We start from the raw sequence: 16230 nt of genomic DNA, 5'->3' as shown, positions 1-16230 counted from the left end.
CCATGCACGCATATAAACCCCTGAAACAATTATTTAATAGTCAAAATAACTGGCTTAAATTTCTTCATAATAACAAAGCTAACCTAAGAGCGGTCGTGATTGAAAATGTCACAAAGATGCTGTCCTGTGGGACAGCGGCTTTTGGCTCTCGCGAATATCATTGTTGCAACCCTGACTGTACCCATATCAAATATATTCACCAAACCTGTAAATCTCGAGCGTGCAGTAGCTGTGGCATGAAAGCCACAGAGCGATGGATACAAAAGCAACAACATGTCTTCCCTGAATGCGAATATCAACACATCACCTTTACCCTTCCAAACACGCTATGGCCTATCTTTCGTCATAACCGTTGGCTGTTAAATAAATTATTCAAATGTGCTGCAAACATTCTGCTGGGATGGGCAAAAGATAAAGGAATAGATGTCGGTATCTTTTGTGCTCTTCATACTTACGGTCGAAAACTGAATTGGAATACGCACTTACATTTATCGGTCACTCGTGGGGGAATTTGTGAACGTACCGGTTTATGGAAACCCATTTACTTCCAAATGAAAACGACAGAGCCTTGTTGGAGAGCGGCTATCGTCAGTTTATTGGGTAAGGCTTATTATGAGCTTGATTTATCAAGCGAAGAATGCCCCTATATCCGTAATAAAACGGATTGGTCACGCTTTTTAAGCAGTCAATATAATCGTCGTTGGAAGCTTCATTTTGCTAAAAAGACAAATAATGTAAAACCGACGATGAACTATCTTGGTCGGTATTTAAAACGGCCCCCAATTTCAGCGTCACGTTTAAGTCATTACGCCAAAGGCGGAATGATAACGTTTAATTATTTAGACCATCGAACAGGAACAACAGACAGCCTAACATTATCACCAGAAGAGATGATAAGACGGATAGTAGAGCACTATCCTGATAAACATTTCAAGATGATCCGATACTACGGTTTTTTATCAATGCGTCGTCGTGGAGAAGCTCTGCCTAGAGTTTATGCAGCTTTAGGTATGACAATAGAAGCTGAGCCGAAAATGCCAGGGTATGCCGCAATGTTAAAAGGATATGTAAAAGTAGATCCGTACGAATGTATTTTATGTGAAAGTCGTCTGGTGTTTACGAATTTCCGAGTCGGAAATTCGGTCAATGATTTAGTCACCCATGCGATAGTTCAGTCAGAATTGAGGGCAGCATAATAAGGTTTGTAGGATAAGTGTATCTAAAACTCATGAAATAGGGCTAAAACAGTTATAAAATCCCCGATAATTATATTTTCGATACCTTTTAAAAAAACAGCGATGGTGAAATTGGCTTTTTTAGACGGGCCAATGCTAACTCAGCAACATTCAAATTCCTTACCTTAAATGAGAGGGTAAACAATAAGAAAGAGGAAATGGAAGAGAAGAAAAAGAAAAGCCACACGTCTCAGAATGTGGCTAGTTGGTAACTGTTCGGGGTCATAACCGGACAAACACACTATCTAATATCACGAGATTAAATTCAACACTTCAATGCTAAATTAATCAAAATGATGTGTAAATTTTGAAGTAGATCAACACTTTTAATAAATAACGTTCACTTATTAATCAGAACATTAGAAGTATTCTCTCGGTAAATCACAAAGAAATTAGCTTACTTCAAATATTTTACATGTGCTTCCATCTCTTCACCAATCTGCTTTCTCATATTCATTAATGTAATTGCAGATTCACGTAATTTAATGTCTTCTTCTGTTTGTGGTACCCATTCAGTGACTTCAGTTGGTTTTCCATGTTCATCAACGGCAACCATAATGACAATACAGTGAGTCGTTAATCTATTTTCTAATTCTTTTGGATCACTGGCTTGCACATCAATAGCAATGTGCATTGATGATTTTCCGGTATAAATAACTTTACCCGTCACCTCAACAAGATTACCCACATGAATGGGTTGAACAAATCGAATTCCCCCAGCGTAAGCGGTAATGCAATATTTACCACTCCATCCGGCAGAACACGCATAGGCCGCTAAATCGACCCATTTCATTACGGCACCACCGTGAACTTTACCGCCAAAATTCACATCACTAGGTTCAGCAAGAAAACGTAAGGTTACTTCGCGTTTGTTCTTTCCCATTATTACTTCCTTTTAATCTGTATTATCATTTTTATTATGATGTTATGAGCAACAAGTTAACTGACTTTTTTATACTGATTTTCTAGTTCACTCACGCCTAATCCACTGCGTTTGGTGACTTTTATTTGAACGGGTATACGCTCTTTCATCGCTTCAATATGACTGATCACCCCTATCATTTTTCCTGAGGCGTTTAAGTTATCTAACGCATCAAGCGCCATGTCTAACGTTTCACTGTCCAGAGTACCAAAACCTTCATCTAAGAACAGTGAATCGATACTTGTTTTATGGCTCACTAAATCAGAAAGTGCAAGTGCTAACGCCAAACTTACAAGGAAACTCTCACCACCCGACAAGGTTTTGGTATCACGAACCACATCCCCTTGCCATGTATCGAGTACTTGTAATTCAAGACCATCACTGGCTTTGCGTTTTAATTCATAACGTCCGTGCAATCGAGTCAGTTGCTTATTCGCCAAATACACTAAATTTTCTAGTGTTAACCCTTGCGCGAACTTACGGAATTTATCCCCTTTCTGGGAACCAATTAATGAGTGTAAATATTGAATATCATCGTACTCAAATTGATACGATTCAATCTCATCAAACAAGCTTTTTTGATTCAGTTTACGTTCACCGTCTGAGCGTAGCGCTTGGGCGATTTCACCTTCGCGCTTCACTAATGTTTCAGATTGAAATTTCACTTGGGCTAATTCAGTCTCAACGGTTTCTTTTGTCATTAATTGCCACTCAACGGCTTTGGGCTCTTGGTAATGTTGTTCTTTGACTTGCTGTGCACTCTCTAGCAAAGCGCCAGTTCGCTCAATCGCTTGTTGTATTTCAGTTTTTAAGCTGAGTAGCTGTTGACGATCTTCTTCTGAAATCAACGCCGCTTGGAATAACTCAAGCGTTTCAAACGGGCTTTGCACTAAAGCTTCTTTCCATAAATCAGAACGCTCTATCGATAGCTTTTCACTGCTTACATGATTCTCTTTAAGGCTATTTAGTTTGCCATCTAAAGCCGCAAGCGCTTGCACCAAAACGTGCAACTTCTGCTGCTCTGCATCATACGTTTTCTCAGAAACCGACAATTTATCTGTCATTACAGATCGTGCGGTTTTAATCTCTTGAGTACCAAATAACTCAACTCGCTTTTGCTGGTGTTGTTCCAACTCACTCGCCAATCTTTGCACTTCAGTTTGAGACACTTGCTGCTGGGAGTTTAGCTCTTCTAACTGTTCTGCTAGATGAACCTGGTCACTTTGTACTTGTTGCTGCTGCTGAAGCAAAGCTTGACGATTTTTCACTTGCTGCTGAATTTGCTGTAAATCTTGCTCTTTTTGCACAAACCACGATTGAATTTGAGTAAACTCTGGGGCAGTAAACCCTGTTTGCTCAATCTCTGTGATTAACTGCTGATTCAATTCTGTTTGATGTTGTTGTAACTGTACTAATTTTTGATTGTCATCTTGCAGTTGCTGAGTTGCGACTTGGTGTGATTGACGATCGTAATTAAGATCTTTAGTTAACGTATCAAGACGATGCTGAACTTGTTGTAATTGAGTTTGTTGAACTCGGCACTTTTCATCGGCTTGGCGTAACTGTTTTATCTGCTCACTTAACGTGAGTAACGACGCTTCACATTCAGTAATAAACTGAGTAATACCATTGGTATTTCCCAACGCCAAAGTGAGTTGCGTTACTTCCATTAATGATGACCATTGTTGCTTGGTCATTTTTGCCGTTTGCTGCCATTGAGTTAATTGAGTTTGGGTGTGATCTTGTTTTACTTTTAATGAATCTAGCTTCTCACGCACCAATTGACCTTGCTCTACAATCTCAACTCGCTTTTGTTCTGCCGCTTTTTTACGTTGTATCGTTACATTAATATCTAATGTTTGCGCTTTTTCTAATAACGGATGATGCGTTGAACCACACAATGGACAATCATGATCTTTTTCTAATAGAGCACGATACTTAACCAGATCATCTTCTTGCTCAATTAACGTCGTTAAATCTAAGATTTGTTGATCTTGCTGCTTACAGGCAATAACAAGATCAGCACGCTGAGCTTCTAATTTTAGAATCGTTTCACTTTGCGCTTTTTGAGCTTCGCTTAACGTCTGTTGCTCTTTTTCAGCACGTAAAAACTCATTATTAGTATGATTCAACTCTACACGGTAATGATGACGAGTATTAAGAGCATTTATTTGCTCTGTTAGCTCCGTTTCAGTGCCTTTTTCTTGTTGCTGTTTAAATACGAGTTCAGCGTTTTTCGTTACTTCTGTTTCATTATTTAATGTGCTTTGAACTTGCGTTAATTCCGCTTCTTTTTGGCTGACATTTTCAAGTAACGTTGCGACTATTTTATTGGCTTTTTCTATTTTATCAACTAAAGATGATACTTCTTTATCTTGTTGTAAAATATAGCTAACTTGCGTCTTCCATTGACCTAAATAACGCTCTAAATTCAAATCTGATTGATGCGTTTCCACATAGCTATTTAGTACTGCTAATTTTGACGTTAACTCTGTTAATGACGCCTCTAATCGTTGTTGTTTATTACTGCCATCTTGAAGACGAGTATTCACTTGCGTGAGCTGTTGCTGCTTTTCTTGCGATTGTTGAGTTAACTGTTCAATCGCAGTATCTAGCGGTTGCACTGAATCATTAATCAATACTTCTAACGATTTACTCTCAACTTTAATTCTGTCAAACCGTTGTTTTAATTGCGTAACCGTAGATCCAAGATCCACTTTCTCAGCTGCCGTTTTTTGATGTAATTGCTCGGTCAGAGTTAGTTCTTTTACTAAACTATCGAAGCGAGTTTGTGCTTCTTTCCATAGTTGATATGGCGTACGCAATTTTTCCGCGGGCTCGCTTTGCGCTAAACGGTGCAGTTGAATACTTGCTGATTTTTGCTTATCCAACGCGAGTTGATTATTTTCGCTCGCTTGTTGCCATTGTTGTTGATTTTTAGTATCAGAAATCCACCACTCTAAATGAGTTTGCCACTCTGCAACTTGAGCTTGCTGTTGTTTTTGATTGGTTTGTAATTCAGTTTGTTCGTCGATTAATGCTTGCTTATCTTCTTCAGAAAGCAGCTCAACACCTTCAGCCTTGGCTTTAAGCTCTGCTAACTTCTGCTTAGATGCACTGTAATGCTCATGCACTTTTTCGGAGATCTGACCGTAGATCTCTGTGCCCGTTAACTCTTCTAATAAACCGGCACGATCATTGGCATCAGCATTTAAAAACGCCGCAAACTGACCTTGAGAAAGCATCATCGATTTTGTAAAGCGAGAGAAATCTAACCCCGTAATCGAGTTGATTAGCTCATCTTTCTTTTTGACTTGCGTTGCTAATACTTTTTCAGAATCGACTTCTGCAAGCTCAACCGTCGCTGCTTGTAAGTTTCCATCCACTTTGCCGCGAGAACGACGTTGGCTCCAAAACGCACGATACGCTTTACCTTTCACTTCAAATTCCACTTCAGCTGAACATTCCGCCGTACCACGCGTCATGATTTCATTGCTTGAGGTTGAAATACCACCAAGTCGAGGGGTCTTATGATAAAGCGCCAAACAGATCGCATCTAAAATCGTCGTTTTACCCGCACCTGTTGGGCCAGTAATCGCAAACAATCCATTTTCAGCAAAGGGCGACGCTGAGAAATCAATTTTCCACTCACCTTTTAATGAGTTTAAATTTGAAAAACTTAGGCTTAAAATTCTCATGCATCACCTTCTTGTGGATCAGTATCTTTATGTTCTACTTCTGACAAAATCTGTTTAAATTTGGTTGTCATTCGCTCTGCGCGTTGCTGCTCTTTTTCTGTCTCAAATATTTCTTGCTCAATACGTTTGGTAAATACATCAAAAGGCGTTAACTCCGCTAGCGTTTCTGTTTTTTCTTGCGCCAGTGTTTGCTCGTTGCGGTTTCTCGCTCGACGCAATTGCAGCACTTCCACATTCAAATCTTGAGTTAATGTTTGAATACGTTGCTGTAGATCGGACAAGTAATCTTGAACTTCGACTTCAATGCACAACCACGTCGTTTCTTCGCACTCTTTAAATTGCGCTAGCTCTTGCTCAATGGTCTCTAAATCGCCTTTCAATGCTTTCATTTCTTGAAATATCGGCACATTAATTGGCGTAATGTGACTCACTTTATCTTTATCAAACTCGACCATTACGACTTGTTTTTGCGATTTTAATTCATCAAAGCTCAATGGAATTGGTGAGCCGGAATAACGGATGTGTTCCGATTTAGCCACAAGTTGAGGGCGGTGAATATGACCAAGCGCGATGTAATCCGCAGGCGGAAAACCATCAGCGGCAAAACCATCCAAAGTACCAATATAAATATCACGCACAGAATCGGATTGTTTAACCCCTAGGGCGGTTAAATGACCTGTTGCGATAATAGGCACATCAAGTGCTAACTCTTCTCTCAATTCTAATGCTTTTTGGTATAGCTGATGATAGTGAGATTTAATGGCTTCGCCGAGTGCTTGCTGCTTTTCTACACCAGAAGACCCCGCCACACTAGTGACAACGTCACGAGGGCGAATAAAAGGCACTGCACATAGAATTGCACCCACAGTGCCATCTGAATTAGGCAGCGTTAATAATTGAGTTGATAAGTCTTCATTGGTATTCGCGATTACTCGTGCGTTTAAATGCGCTAACAGTTGCTTCGATTCATTTAACGTCGATACCGAATCATGGTTACCGCCAAGAACAATTAATTCGCAGTTTACTTTGTTCATCTCCACCACAAATTGATTGTACATTTCACGGGCATAACTTGGTGGCGCGCCTGTATCAAACACATCTCCTGCAATGATCACGGCATTAATGACATTTTCTTGAACTTGCTCAAGTAACCAAGCAATGAATTTTTGATGTTCATTACGGCGGCTTTTTGTGAAGAAGTTTTGACCTAGGTGCCAATCAGAAGTATGTAAAATACGCATAAATATCAACTTGTTTGATGGATAAGAAACACAATAGTTCTTTTATACCATTTGAAGCATTCTAGTGGCAGTATTAATGGCAAATTCCGTCCCTAATATTCAATAGACAAACATAACGAACTCATTTGCGTATACTTATAGATATTATCTTCAGTATTCATCCTGATTAAACACTTTCTATGAGAACTTAAATTTGTTAACGATTGAGAGCATCACTTTTACGACAATCAATATGTTCAACTTTGTTGAGCCGCCCAATGCGTATTACGATTTTGAAAACATCCTGACCCAAGAGGAATGGCAAAAGAAACAAGACTGGTTTAAAAATAGAATAACCACGTTAAACTCTGATGTGATTGGTTTTCAAGAAGTGTTTAGCCCTGAAGCCCTTGAAGCATTAGTTAACTCATTAGGCTATCCGTATTTTTGTACGGTAGATGAACCAAAATCAGAAGATGGGTATGTATTTCATTCTCCCGTTGTGGCGTTTGCGTCACGCTACCCGATTGTGAGTTCTCAGCCTGTTATTGCAAAATCAGAACAACTGGCTCGATTCGGAATTGAGTTTGAATTTAATAGAGTGCCTGTTCACGCCAGTATCGATCTACCACACCTTGGGGTCACTGATTGTTATGTGGTGCACTTTAAGTCTCAACGACCAAAAGATCCGATAGAGATAGATGGTATTGAAGAACCAGAATCTACCCCGCTTACTCAACTGCATGATGAGCAATTAGGTTCATGGCTTTCGTCTGCTCAACGTGGATTGGAAGCCAATACCCTTCATCAGTACATTACGACTCAAAGAAAGAAATCGTCTCAACCCGTTGTGTTAATGGGCGATTTTAATAAACCTTTATTTCATAATGAATTTATCGGCTTACTCTCTCATCAACTAAGATACGATAAATTTAGCACTGATTATCTCACCACCTTTCAGTTAAAAGACAGCTGGGATATATACAGCCAATTAAAGGGAACGGATTTATTAGAAGAACGCGTCAGTACTCATTATTATGGCGCGAAAGGCTCAGTATTGGACTACATTCTATTATCGAATGAGTTTGATAGCTCTTACTCTGGCAGTTTGTTAGAAGTCACTGAGTATCGTGTTGTCGACCTGCATATCGTGAACCCTAGATTCGACATCGACCAATTCAGTACCGATCATGCTTTGGTTTCTATTACAGCCCGTATTCGACAGGCATAAAAAAAGCGTCTAATAATAGACGCCTTCTAATTACTGGCTTAAAACCACATTCGATTACTGACCGCGGTAAGTACAACCCGCCGTACAGGTTTCTTTAATCTCAATTTTGCTTAATAAAGGCAAGCTTGGTTTTACTTCGTTCCAAATCCATTTTGCCAAGACTTCACTTGTTGGGTTTTCTAACCCTTTAATATCGTTTAGATAGTAGTGATCAAGACGATCATACGTTGGTTTAAATGCCGCTTTGATTTCTGAAAAGTCGATTACCCAACCGGTGTGTTGATCAACTTCACCTTCAACGTACAAGCGAACTAAAAAAGAGTGACCATGAAGGCGACCACATTTATGACCTTCTGGTACATGTGGTAAATGGTGTGCTGCTTCAAACATGAAGTCTTTATATAGTTCAGTTGTCATTAGTTAAAATCTCTATTACCTATATTATGAAGAGAGGGATATTACTCTACTTCACTATTAAGGAACAAGTAAGTTCCCAACAAGTCGTTATTATTGATGTTTTTTTCGCCTTTTTTATCGTAAAAATTGATTCTTATACTGAATTTTTACCTTTATAGAGTAACAACACTTGAAGCTATTAATAAGAAAGGTAATATGTCTTCCTGAAATAAAAAATATTCGTGCATGTAGCACAACAATGGAGAATGTAATTAACATGACTTACGCGCCTGTAACAGACGTATTAAGCGGCAAACTAGCGGTTGACAGTGAAGTAACTGTTCGCGGTTGGATCCGTTCGCGTCGCGATTCTAAAGCGGGAATTTCATTCCTAGCTATTTATGACGGTTCTTGTTTCGATCCGATTCAGGCCGTGGTTCCTAATGACTTAAATAATTACAATGAAGAAGTCCTAAAACTAACAACAGGTTGTTCTGTTGAAGTTACGGGGACTATCGTTGCATCTCCTGCTAAAGGTCAAGATTTCGAACTTGCTGCAACCGCAGTAAAAGTCGTTGGTTTAGTTGAAGACCCAGATACCTACCCAATGGCGAAAACTCGTCACTCAATTGAGTATTTACGAGAAGTTGCTCACCTTCGCCCACGTACTAACGTGATTGGCGCGGTTGCACGTGTTCGTAACTGTTTGTCTCAAGCGATTCACCGTTTTTACCACGAGCAAGGTTACTTATGGATGTCTGCACCACTAATCACATCATCTGATGCTGAAGGTGCTGGTGAGATGTTCCGCGTTTCGACATTAGATCACGCGAACGTGCCTCTTGATGACAAAGGCAATGTTGATTACGACAAAGACTTCTTTGGTAAAGAGACATTCCTTACGGTATCTGGTCAATTAAATGCTGAAACTTACGCTTGTGCATTAAGCAAAGTGTACACATTTGGCCCGACTTTCCGTGCTGAAAACTCACACACAAGTCGCCACCTAGCTGAATTCTGGATGGTTGAACCTGAGGTTGCTTTTGCTGACCTAGATGACGTTGCAAAACTGGCTGAAGACATGCTTAAGTATGTATTCGAAGCGGTTCTTGCTGAGCGTCGTGATGATCTTGAATTCTTTGCTTCTCGCATTGATAAAGAAGCAATCACTCGTCTAGAGCAATTTGTAAGTTCTGATTTTGCACAAGTAGATTACACTGACGCAATCCAAATCCTTATCGACTCTGGTAAGAAATTTGAATTTGACGTTGAGTGGGGCATCGATATGTCTTCTGAGCATGAGCGTTTCCTTGCTGAAGAACATTTCAAAGCACCGGTTATCGTTAAAAACTACCCTAAAGACATTAAAGCATTCTACATGCGTCAAAATGACGATGGTAAGACAGTTGCTGCGATGGATGTTCTTGCACCAGGCATTGGTGAGATCATCGGTGGTTCTCAACGTGAAGAGCGTTTAGACGTTCTTGATGCACGTATGATTGAAATGGGTATCGACCCTGAACACATGACTTGGTACCGCGATTTACGTCGTTACGGTACTGTACCTCACGCTGGCTTCGGTCTTGGTTTTGAGCGTCTAGTGTCTTACGTAACTGGTATGGGCAACGTTCGTGACGTTATCCCGTTCCCACGTACTCCGCGTTCAGCTAACTTCTAATTGGCTTTTTCTTATAGGGCACCAGCTTTGTAAGAATTCGTTCAATAGAAAGCAATGAATACAAAAATGGCGACCATAATGGTCGCCATTTTTTATGTTTGTTATTTTTAAATACCGAGGAATTACCAGAAACGAACTCGTCCCGTATCGATATGAACAAAGTTACTGCCAGGATAATACCCTACTCCGCCCGCTTTTAATGATAAGGCCGCTTTTCTTACTTCGATTAATGGCACGTCTTCTAAACGGAAATCCATGGCTTTACCTAGCATATGCAAACTTTTCTTCGCTACACCACCATGTGATTTACCACGCAACATTTCATTGGTTGCTGGTGAGCGATAACCAGAAATGATTTGCACTTGGGTATCACAACCAATTACTTTTTGAATAGCCGATAATTGATCAAATAACCCAGTATCCATATCTATCGTTTCATTTCGACGAAAATCACGACATAAATGATTTAATTTAAGTAACTCAGAATTTGAATATTGTTGTCCATTAAAATATTCGCTTTGCAGTTTCTCACCAGTATGTAAATTCTTAAACGCCAATTCTCTAGGAGATTCAGCAAACTGTGACGCAAAAGAAATCGATGGGAATAAACTTAAACCAACAGTGGCAACGCCACCAAGAAGAATTTTACGGCGTAACGAATCAAATTCAGGCATGTAAAAACAACTCACTTATAGATAGATGAATCAATAACTGAGCGCAAAGATACACACCTACGTTAACTTGGTCAAATAATGAACAATGCTAATTTTATTCGCTGCACTGATTAATGGTGCTTACTTATTGAGCTATAACGTTTTTATGGCTATGTAAAAAGTAGGTCAATTTTTACTCTTACTCCATTCATCATATCGATATACGTCATTTCTAAATTGAATGGTGTCCGCTTCATCTACCCACGCGGTTTGATAAATGGTATATACCGCTATTTTTTGCGATAACCCTACCGTATTTGTTTTTGGTAATCGATGATAGCCTGCATAATCTTTCGCGGTAAAATGCGATTCTTTCATTAAAAGTTGTGCAAATTCTGACGCTTTCTCTACCCGTATACACCCTGAACTGTAAGCACGATGTTGTTTATTAAATAAAGATCGTGATGGAGTATCATGCAGATAGATAGCATTACGGTTTGGTGTATTAAATTTATAGCGACCTAATGCATTTGCGTTGCCCGACTTTTGTCTTAATTTATAAGGAAAATTATCAACGGTCATTGTCTCCCATTCAATGCTTTCAAAAGGAATCACTTCATCACTTAACCAAGATGGAAGCACTTCATAATTATGCGTTAATAAATAGTCTTGATTCTCAAGGGCTTTTGGTAGGATATCCTCCTTCATTATCTTTGTTGGCACTTTCCAATTAGGATTAAATACGATGGAGTCTAATCGAGTAGTAAAGAGCGGGGTTTTTCTTTCGGGCTTACCTACGATCACTTTACTTTTAAAAACAAGCTCACCTTTCAACCAATACCCCATTTCATAAGAAGGTATATTTACGAGAACAAATCGAGCGTTCTTATTTTCCCATAAACGTAAACGCTGAATATTTAATGCCATAATTCGTACACGTTCATTCGCACTCATATTTAGCCAATACAATGTTCTCTTACCGACAATACCATCCACGACTAAACCATGTCGTTTTTGAAATGACTTAACCACATTAACTAATTCATTATTATATTTATCCCCTTCTTGGCTCAAAAAATAGTGGATTTGTTCTTCATTTAATTCCCCTGATATTTGCAATCTATATACAAGTGATTTATATGGAATGTCTTGATTCGGTTTCAATAATCGTGAGGAATATAGTTTTGGGGCTTCTTGATGATAAGGATCATAATAACGATATAATCGTGTGTATAAATCTTGATATTGTTTCGATTGAGGTTTTAACTGATTCACTAACGCCGTTAATGTATCGTCTTCAAAATGTTGATTTACTTTTTCAATAAGAAATAAAGACGGTTTTCCAATATTATTATCTAACCGTCCACCAAATAACCATCGAGTACCATACTTTGATATTAATGATTGATAAGTAAGCATATATAGTAACGTGTCTGTTGCTAAAACATCGTATTCAAGCCCTTCTGTATTCTGTAAATTTTCGTATCTTTTAGCTAAAGAATTATTCACGTCAGCAAGAATAAGAAGTGCGAATTGAGTCTCTATTTCTTTTCTATCCTCGGCACGATTCCATTTACGTTGAGAGTTTGGATATAAACGAGACACATCTGAAGCATAATACAGCGAACCTTGATGCTTTCTTATGTAAGTATCAGCGTCTTCCGTTTGAGCAGATAGGGGAAAATAACAAAAAAGAAGTGTAAAAAAAACAATATATCGACTCATTTATCACCCCTTAAATATTAAGTCCTCTTTTGATAATAGACTCAAGGTGATGAATAGCAAGTTTCACTCTTACTATAAAATCATTAGATATAAGGCTTATAAATAAGAACAAAGTGCACCGTTTTTATTTAAATTAGCGAGTATAAAAAAGAGAGCCGCCTAAGCTAACTCTCTATTTAAATTCGGTTATAGGTCAAATATTATTGAACAATTTCACCACTTTCAATAACCGTTTTACGTACAATCTTGGTAAACTCGAGCACTTCCTGCCTGATCTGCTCTTCATCAACCGTCAGCATTTCACGATCTTTCATCAATATTTTGCCATCAACAATCGTATGACGAACATTGCTTGAATTTGCAGAGTAAACCAATGCAGAATATGGGTTATATACTGGCAACATGTTCGGTGCTTTGGTATCAACAACAATGATATCCGCTAATTTTCCTACTTCGATAGAACCAATTTTATCTTCCATATGAAGCGCTTTCGCAGCGCCCATTGTCGCCATATCAATCACTTTGATTGGAGGCATGGCGGCTCGATCTTTATTCACTAATTTGTGTACTTTAGCGACTTGGTTGAACTCATCAATAATACTTAGCGTATTGCCTGACATTGGCCCATCCGTTCCTAAACCAATACGAACACCTTCGTCATACATTTTAAGCGCAGGAGATACCCCTTTTGCTGATTTGATGTTTGCACTCATATTATGAGCAACACCCATGTCTGATTCTTTTACTAGTTCAATGTCTTTATCATCAATCAAAATCATGTGTGCACCAATAAGGTTTTTATTAAGCGCACCAATACTATGCATATATTCTACTGGAGACATGCCGTTCGCACGTTCTGCAATCACTTCTTCTTCACGATGAGATTCAGCTAGGTGGATCATTACCGGAACATCCAACTCTAACGATAATTTAGCAATCTTTTGCAGTACTTCGGTTGTATTGGTGTATGGCGCATGTGGAGCAAAAGCTGGCGTAATGCGTGGGTGATCTTTATATTCTTCAATAAAGTTTACTGCGTATTGAATCCCTTCTTCTGCATTAGCAGCATCTGCTACTGGAAATTTAATGACACTTTCACCTAGAATTGCACGCATGCCAATTTTATCAACCGTTTTCGCGACTTCATCTTCAAAGTAGTACATATCAGCATAAGTGGTAACGCCCCCTTTTACCATTTCTACATTTCCTAAATTAGCACCAATACGAACCATATCGCGTGACACTAACTTTTTCTCTAAAGGGAAGACATAACGGTGTAAACGATCTAGAACGTCATCACCTAATGAACGAAAAACGGTCATAGAAGCGTGTGTATGTGTGTTAATTAAACCCGGTAAAACAATATCACCATCGACGTCTAATACCGTTTTTGCGGCATATTTAGAGGCTATGCTTTTGTCGCCCACAGCAATAATTTTATTACCAGAAATAACGACAACACCATTCTCAAATGTCTCTTTCGAATCGTTCATTGTTAGTAACGTTGCATCAGTAATCATCAAGTCAACTTGTTGCGCTGAACTTGCCGAAAACGAAAATAATGAGCCTGCGGCAATAGCGACAGCAAGCAGTGATTTTCTTAAATACATGAATAAACTCATCAATAGTAAAATATTGGCGTGAATGGTATACGCTATTATTTTTATATCAAGTATATTGTCAATAATATATATGGCACCCTTCACATTTCCCTTTCAAACGGTGACTCTACAGCAACAAAAACAAACCAAATAACGACAGCTGTCACATAACCAAGAGTTTATTTCCATATAAATCAAAATACATACAGTCTATCGAACCATAAAAAACACTCGTTAAGTGATTGGTTTTACAACCGCTAACTATTAATTCTCTCAATAAAAATAGTTCACATTCTATTTTTGATGGATTAAGCACCATTTTTATCACTTTTAATTACGTTAACGATATGTAAACATCCTGTTGATTTCTCAATTAATAGAGAAACATTACAAGGACTCACCTATTAGTGAGCACAATATTCTGGAGAAAAAGTACATAATGAAAAAATCACTTTCAAGTAGAATTTTTATAGGTTTATTCGCTGGCCTATTAATTGGTACCGCGATTCAATACCTGTTTAATGGGGTTGCGTTTTTTGATTCGTTCCTACTAGGAGCAGCAGAAGGCGTTGGTGGGATGTTTGTTTCACTCATCAAATTACTTGTTGTTCCTCTCGTTTATGTCTCTATTGTTTGCGGTATCGTTGAACTAAAAGACATTGCTTCATTTGGTCGCCTTGGTGGGAAAACTTTTGCTCTTTACCTTATTAACACCATCATTGCGATAGCCGCAGCATTAACCGTCGGTATGATCTTTGCCCCTGGTGCAGATGCAAACTTAGCAGGAACCGTTGTCGTCGGCTCTGTTGAGCTAAAAGCAACGGAAACCCCGGACATCTTCTCACTCATTACGAATATCGTTCCTAGCAACCCTGTAGAGGCATTTGCTAGCGGTAATATGCTACAAATCATCTTTATGGCAATTTTAACGGGTCTTGCCATTCAAGCCCTTGATCATCGTGGGGGTCCTGCGATTAAAACGTTTAAAGTTGCCAATGAAATCATGATGAAGCTAATTAGCTTAGTGATGAGCCTCACTCCTTATGGTGTGTTTGCTCTGATGATTCAATTAGGTGCGACGTTAGATGCAAATACCTTAATGTCAGTTGCAGGTTACGTGGCTCTTGTTGTTTCGATGCTTGTTTTCTGGATTTTTGTTTTTTATCCAATCATGGTTGGTTTATCAACTGGGATTTCACCTAAAACATTTTTACGTGCAGTACGTGAGCAAATTTTATTCTCACTTTCAACAGCAAGTTCAAATGCGACCATCCCTGTAACGATGCGAACATTAACTGAAAAGTTAAACGTATCTAAATCTGTGGCCGGTTTTGGTGTTCCATTAGGCGCAACCATGAATATGTCTGGTGTCTCTATTTATATTGCTCTTGCCGCTATCTTTGTTGCTAATGCTTTTGGTCAACCTATCGACTCAGCGGATCTATTTACATTAGGCTTCACTATTCTATTACTTTCCATTGGTGCTGGTGGTGTTCCGGGTGGTGGTGTTGTCATGGTCGGCGTTATTTTACACCAACTTGGCCTTCCGCCTGAAGGTCTTGCTATTGTGGCCGCGGTTGACCGTATTAACGATATGTTCTGTACTTCGTCTAATGTTGTTGGTGATACCGCAGTAAATACCATTGTTGCCAAATCAGAAGGTGAAATAGGTAAAGCAGAATCAACCACTGATGAAGTATTTACTGAAAAAGTAAACGGCTAGTTCTATATTTAGTATAAATATCAATATAAAGAGAGAGCTCGTTATGCTCTCTCTTTATATTCAGACATAAAGCATTTATAATGTGACTACATTTTTTTTACATCTTTTGAGCTATGAAGCCTTATTTTCTTACCACTTTACTTTTTCT

The 16230-nt window shown here is 38.8% G+C and carries 11 protein-coding genes; 4 read left to right on the top strand and 7 right to left on the bottom strand.

Annotated elements, in window-relative coordinates:
- Positions 1-2: 2 nt before the first annotated feature.
- Positions 3-1196: an IS91-like element ISVsa9 family transposase gene (locus VSAL_RS07185; RefSeq protein ID WP_012548955.1), complete on the top strand. Its 1194-nt coding sequence runs from the start codon at positions 3-5 to the stop codon at positions 1194-1196.
- A gap of 436 nt (positions 1197-1632) precedes the next feature.
- On the opposite strand, the gene VSAL_RS07180 is transcribed toward VSAL_RS07185, so the two are convergent.
- The 3 genes from VSAL_RS07180 to sbcD are packed head-to-tail and all read right to left on the bottom strand — an operon-like array spanning position 1633 to position 7096.
- Complete coding sequence (locus VSAL_RS07180) at positions 1633-2118, bottom strand: acyl-CoA thioesterase (protein ID WP_012550040.1); 486 nt, start codon at positions 2116-2118, stop codon at positions 1633-1635.
- A 56-nt stretch (positions 2119-2174) separates the two neighbouring features.
- Complete coding sequence (locus tag VSAL_RS07175) at positions 2175-5855, bottom strand: AAA family ATPase (RefSeq protein WP_012550039.1); 3681 nt, start codon at positions 5853-5855, stop codon at positions 2175-2177.
- Positions 5852-7096, bottom strand: a complete 1245-nt coding sequence (sbcD, locus tag VSAL_RS07170; protein ID WP_012550038.1) for an exonuclease subunit SbcD — start codon at positions 7094-7096, stop codon at positions 5852-5854. The genes VSAL_RS07175 and sbcD overlap by 4 nt, the downstream gene beginning before the upstream one ends.
- Positions 7097-7328: 232 nt before the next feature.
- Here sbcD and VSAL_RS07165 point away from each other — a divergent pair, with 232 nt between their 5' ends.
- Complete coding sequence (locus VSAL_RS07165) at positions 7329-8306, top strand: endonuclease/exonuclease/phosphatase family protein (RefSeq protein ID WP_085941796.1); 978 nt, start codon at positions 7329-7331, stop codon at positions 8304-8306.
- Positions 8307-8360: 54 nt separating this feature from the next.
- On the opposite strand, the gene queD is transcribed toward VSAL_RS07165, so the two are convergent.
- Positions 8361-8723, bottom strand: a complete 363-nt coding sequence (queD, locus tag VSAL_RS07160) for a 6-carboxytetrahydropterin synthase QueD (RefSeq protein ID WP_012550036.1) — start codon at positions 8721-8723, stop codon at positions 8361-8363.
- A 256-nt stretch (positions 8724-8979) separates the two neighbouring features.
- Between queD and asnS the strand changes: the two genes are divergently transcribed.
- Positions 8980-10380 carry an asparagine--tRNA ligase gene (gene asnS / locus VSAL_RS07155; RefSeq protein ID WP_012550035.1) on the top strand — a complete coding sequence of 467 codons (1401 nt, stop codon included), beginning with the start codon at positions 8980-8982 and terminating at the stop codon, positions 10378-10380.
- Positions 10381-10502: 122 nt separating this feature from the next.
- On the opposite strand, the gene VSAL_RS07150 is transcribed toward asnS, so the two are convergent.
- The 3 genes from VSAL_RS07150 to VSAL_RS07140 form a co-directional block, all read right to left on the bottom strand.
- Complete coding sequence (locus VSAL_RS07150; RefSeq protein ID WP_012550034.1) at positions 10503-11054, bottom strand: YcbK family protein; 552 nt, start codon at positions 11052-11054, stop codon at positions 10503-10505.
- Between the two features lie 165 nt (positions 11055-11219).
- The gene (locus VSAL_RS07145) at positions 11220-12758 is read right to left on the bottom strand and encodes a L,D-transpeptidase family protein (protein ID WP_012550033.1); all 1539 of its coding nucleotides are present in this window, start codon (positions 12756-12758) and stop codon (positions 11220-11222) included.
- 200 nt (positions 12759-12958) lie between these two features.
- Entirely contained in the window at positions 12959-14368 is a 1410-nt protein-coding gene (locus VSAL_RS07140; RefSeq protein WP_012550032.1) for an amidohydrolase, read from the bottom strand.
- Between the two features lie 430 nt (positions 14369-14798).
- On the opposite strand from VSAL_RS07140, the gene VSAL_RS07135 reads away from it, so the two are divergent.
- Entirely contained in the window at positions 14799-16082 is a 1284-nt protein-coding gene (locus VSAL_RS07135) for a dicarboxylate/amino acid:cation symporter (protein ID WP_012550031.1), read from the top strand.
- Positions 16083-16230 lie beyond the last annotated feature (148 nt).

The organism is Aliivibrio salmonicida LFI1238 (assembly GCF_000196495.1).
Lineage (GTDB): Bacteria > Pseudomonadota > Gammaproteobacteria > Enterobacterales > Vibrionaceae > Aliivibrio > Aliivibrio salmonicida.
This window is presented reverse-complemented; position numbering and strand designations above follow the sequence as displayed.

What these genes read in the sequence shown, in the direction of transcription:
- VSAL_RS07165 (WP_085941796.1), top strand. Translation starts at nt 7,329, where the DNA reads ATGTTCAACTTTGTTGAGCCGCCCAATGCGTATTACGATTTTGAAAAC.
- VSAL_RS07185 (WP_012548955.1), top strand. Translation starts at nt 3, where the DNA reads ATGCACGCATATAAACCCCTGAAACAATTATTTAATAGTCAAAATAAC.
- VSAL_RS07175 (WP_012550039.1), bottom strand. Translation starts at nt 5,855, where the DNA reads ATGAGAATTTTAAGCCTAAGTTTTTCAAATTTAAACTCATTAAAAGGT.
- VSAL_RS07145 (WP_012550033.1), bottom strand. Translation starts at nt 12,758, where the DNA reads ATGAGTCGATATATTGTTTTTTTTACACTTCTTTTTTGTTATTTTCCC.
- queD (WP_012550036.1), bottom strand. Translation starts at nt 8,723, where the DNA reads ATGACAACTGAACTATATAAAGACTTCATGTTTGAAGCAGCACACCAT.
- VSAL_RS07135 (WP_012550031.1), top strand. Translation starts at nt 14,799, where the DNA reads ATGAAAAAATCACTTTCAAGTAGAATTTTTATAGGTTTATTCGCTGGC.
- VSAL_RS07150 (WP_012550034.1), bottom strand. Translation starts at nt 11,054, where the DNA reads ATGCCTGAATTTGATTCGTTACGCCGTAAAATTCTTCTTGGTGGCGTT.
- sbcD (WP_012550038.1), bottom strand. Translation starts at nt 7,096, where the DNA reads ATGCGTATTTTACATACTTCTGATTGGCACCTAGGTCAAAACTTCTTC.
- asnS (WP_012550035.1), top strand. Translation starts at nt 8,980, where the DNA reads ATGACTTACGCGCCTGTAACAGACGTATTAAGCGGCAAACTAGCGGTT.
- VSAL_RS07140 (WP_012550032.1), bottom strand. Translation starts at nt 14,368, where the DNA reads ATGTATTTAAGAAAATCACTGCTTGCTGTCGCTATTGCCGCAGGCTCA.
- VSAL_RS07180 (WP_012550040.1), bottom strand. Translation starts at nt 2,118, where the DNA reads ATGGGAAAGAACAAACGCGAAGTAACCTTACGTTTTCTTGCTGAACCT.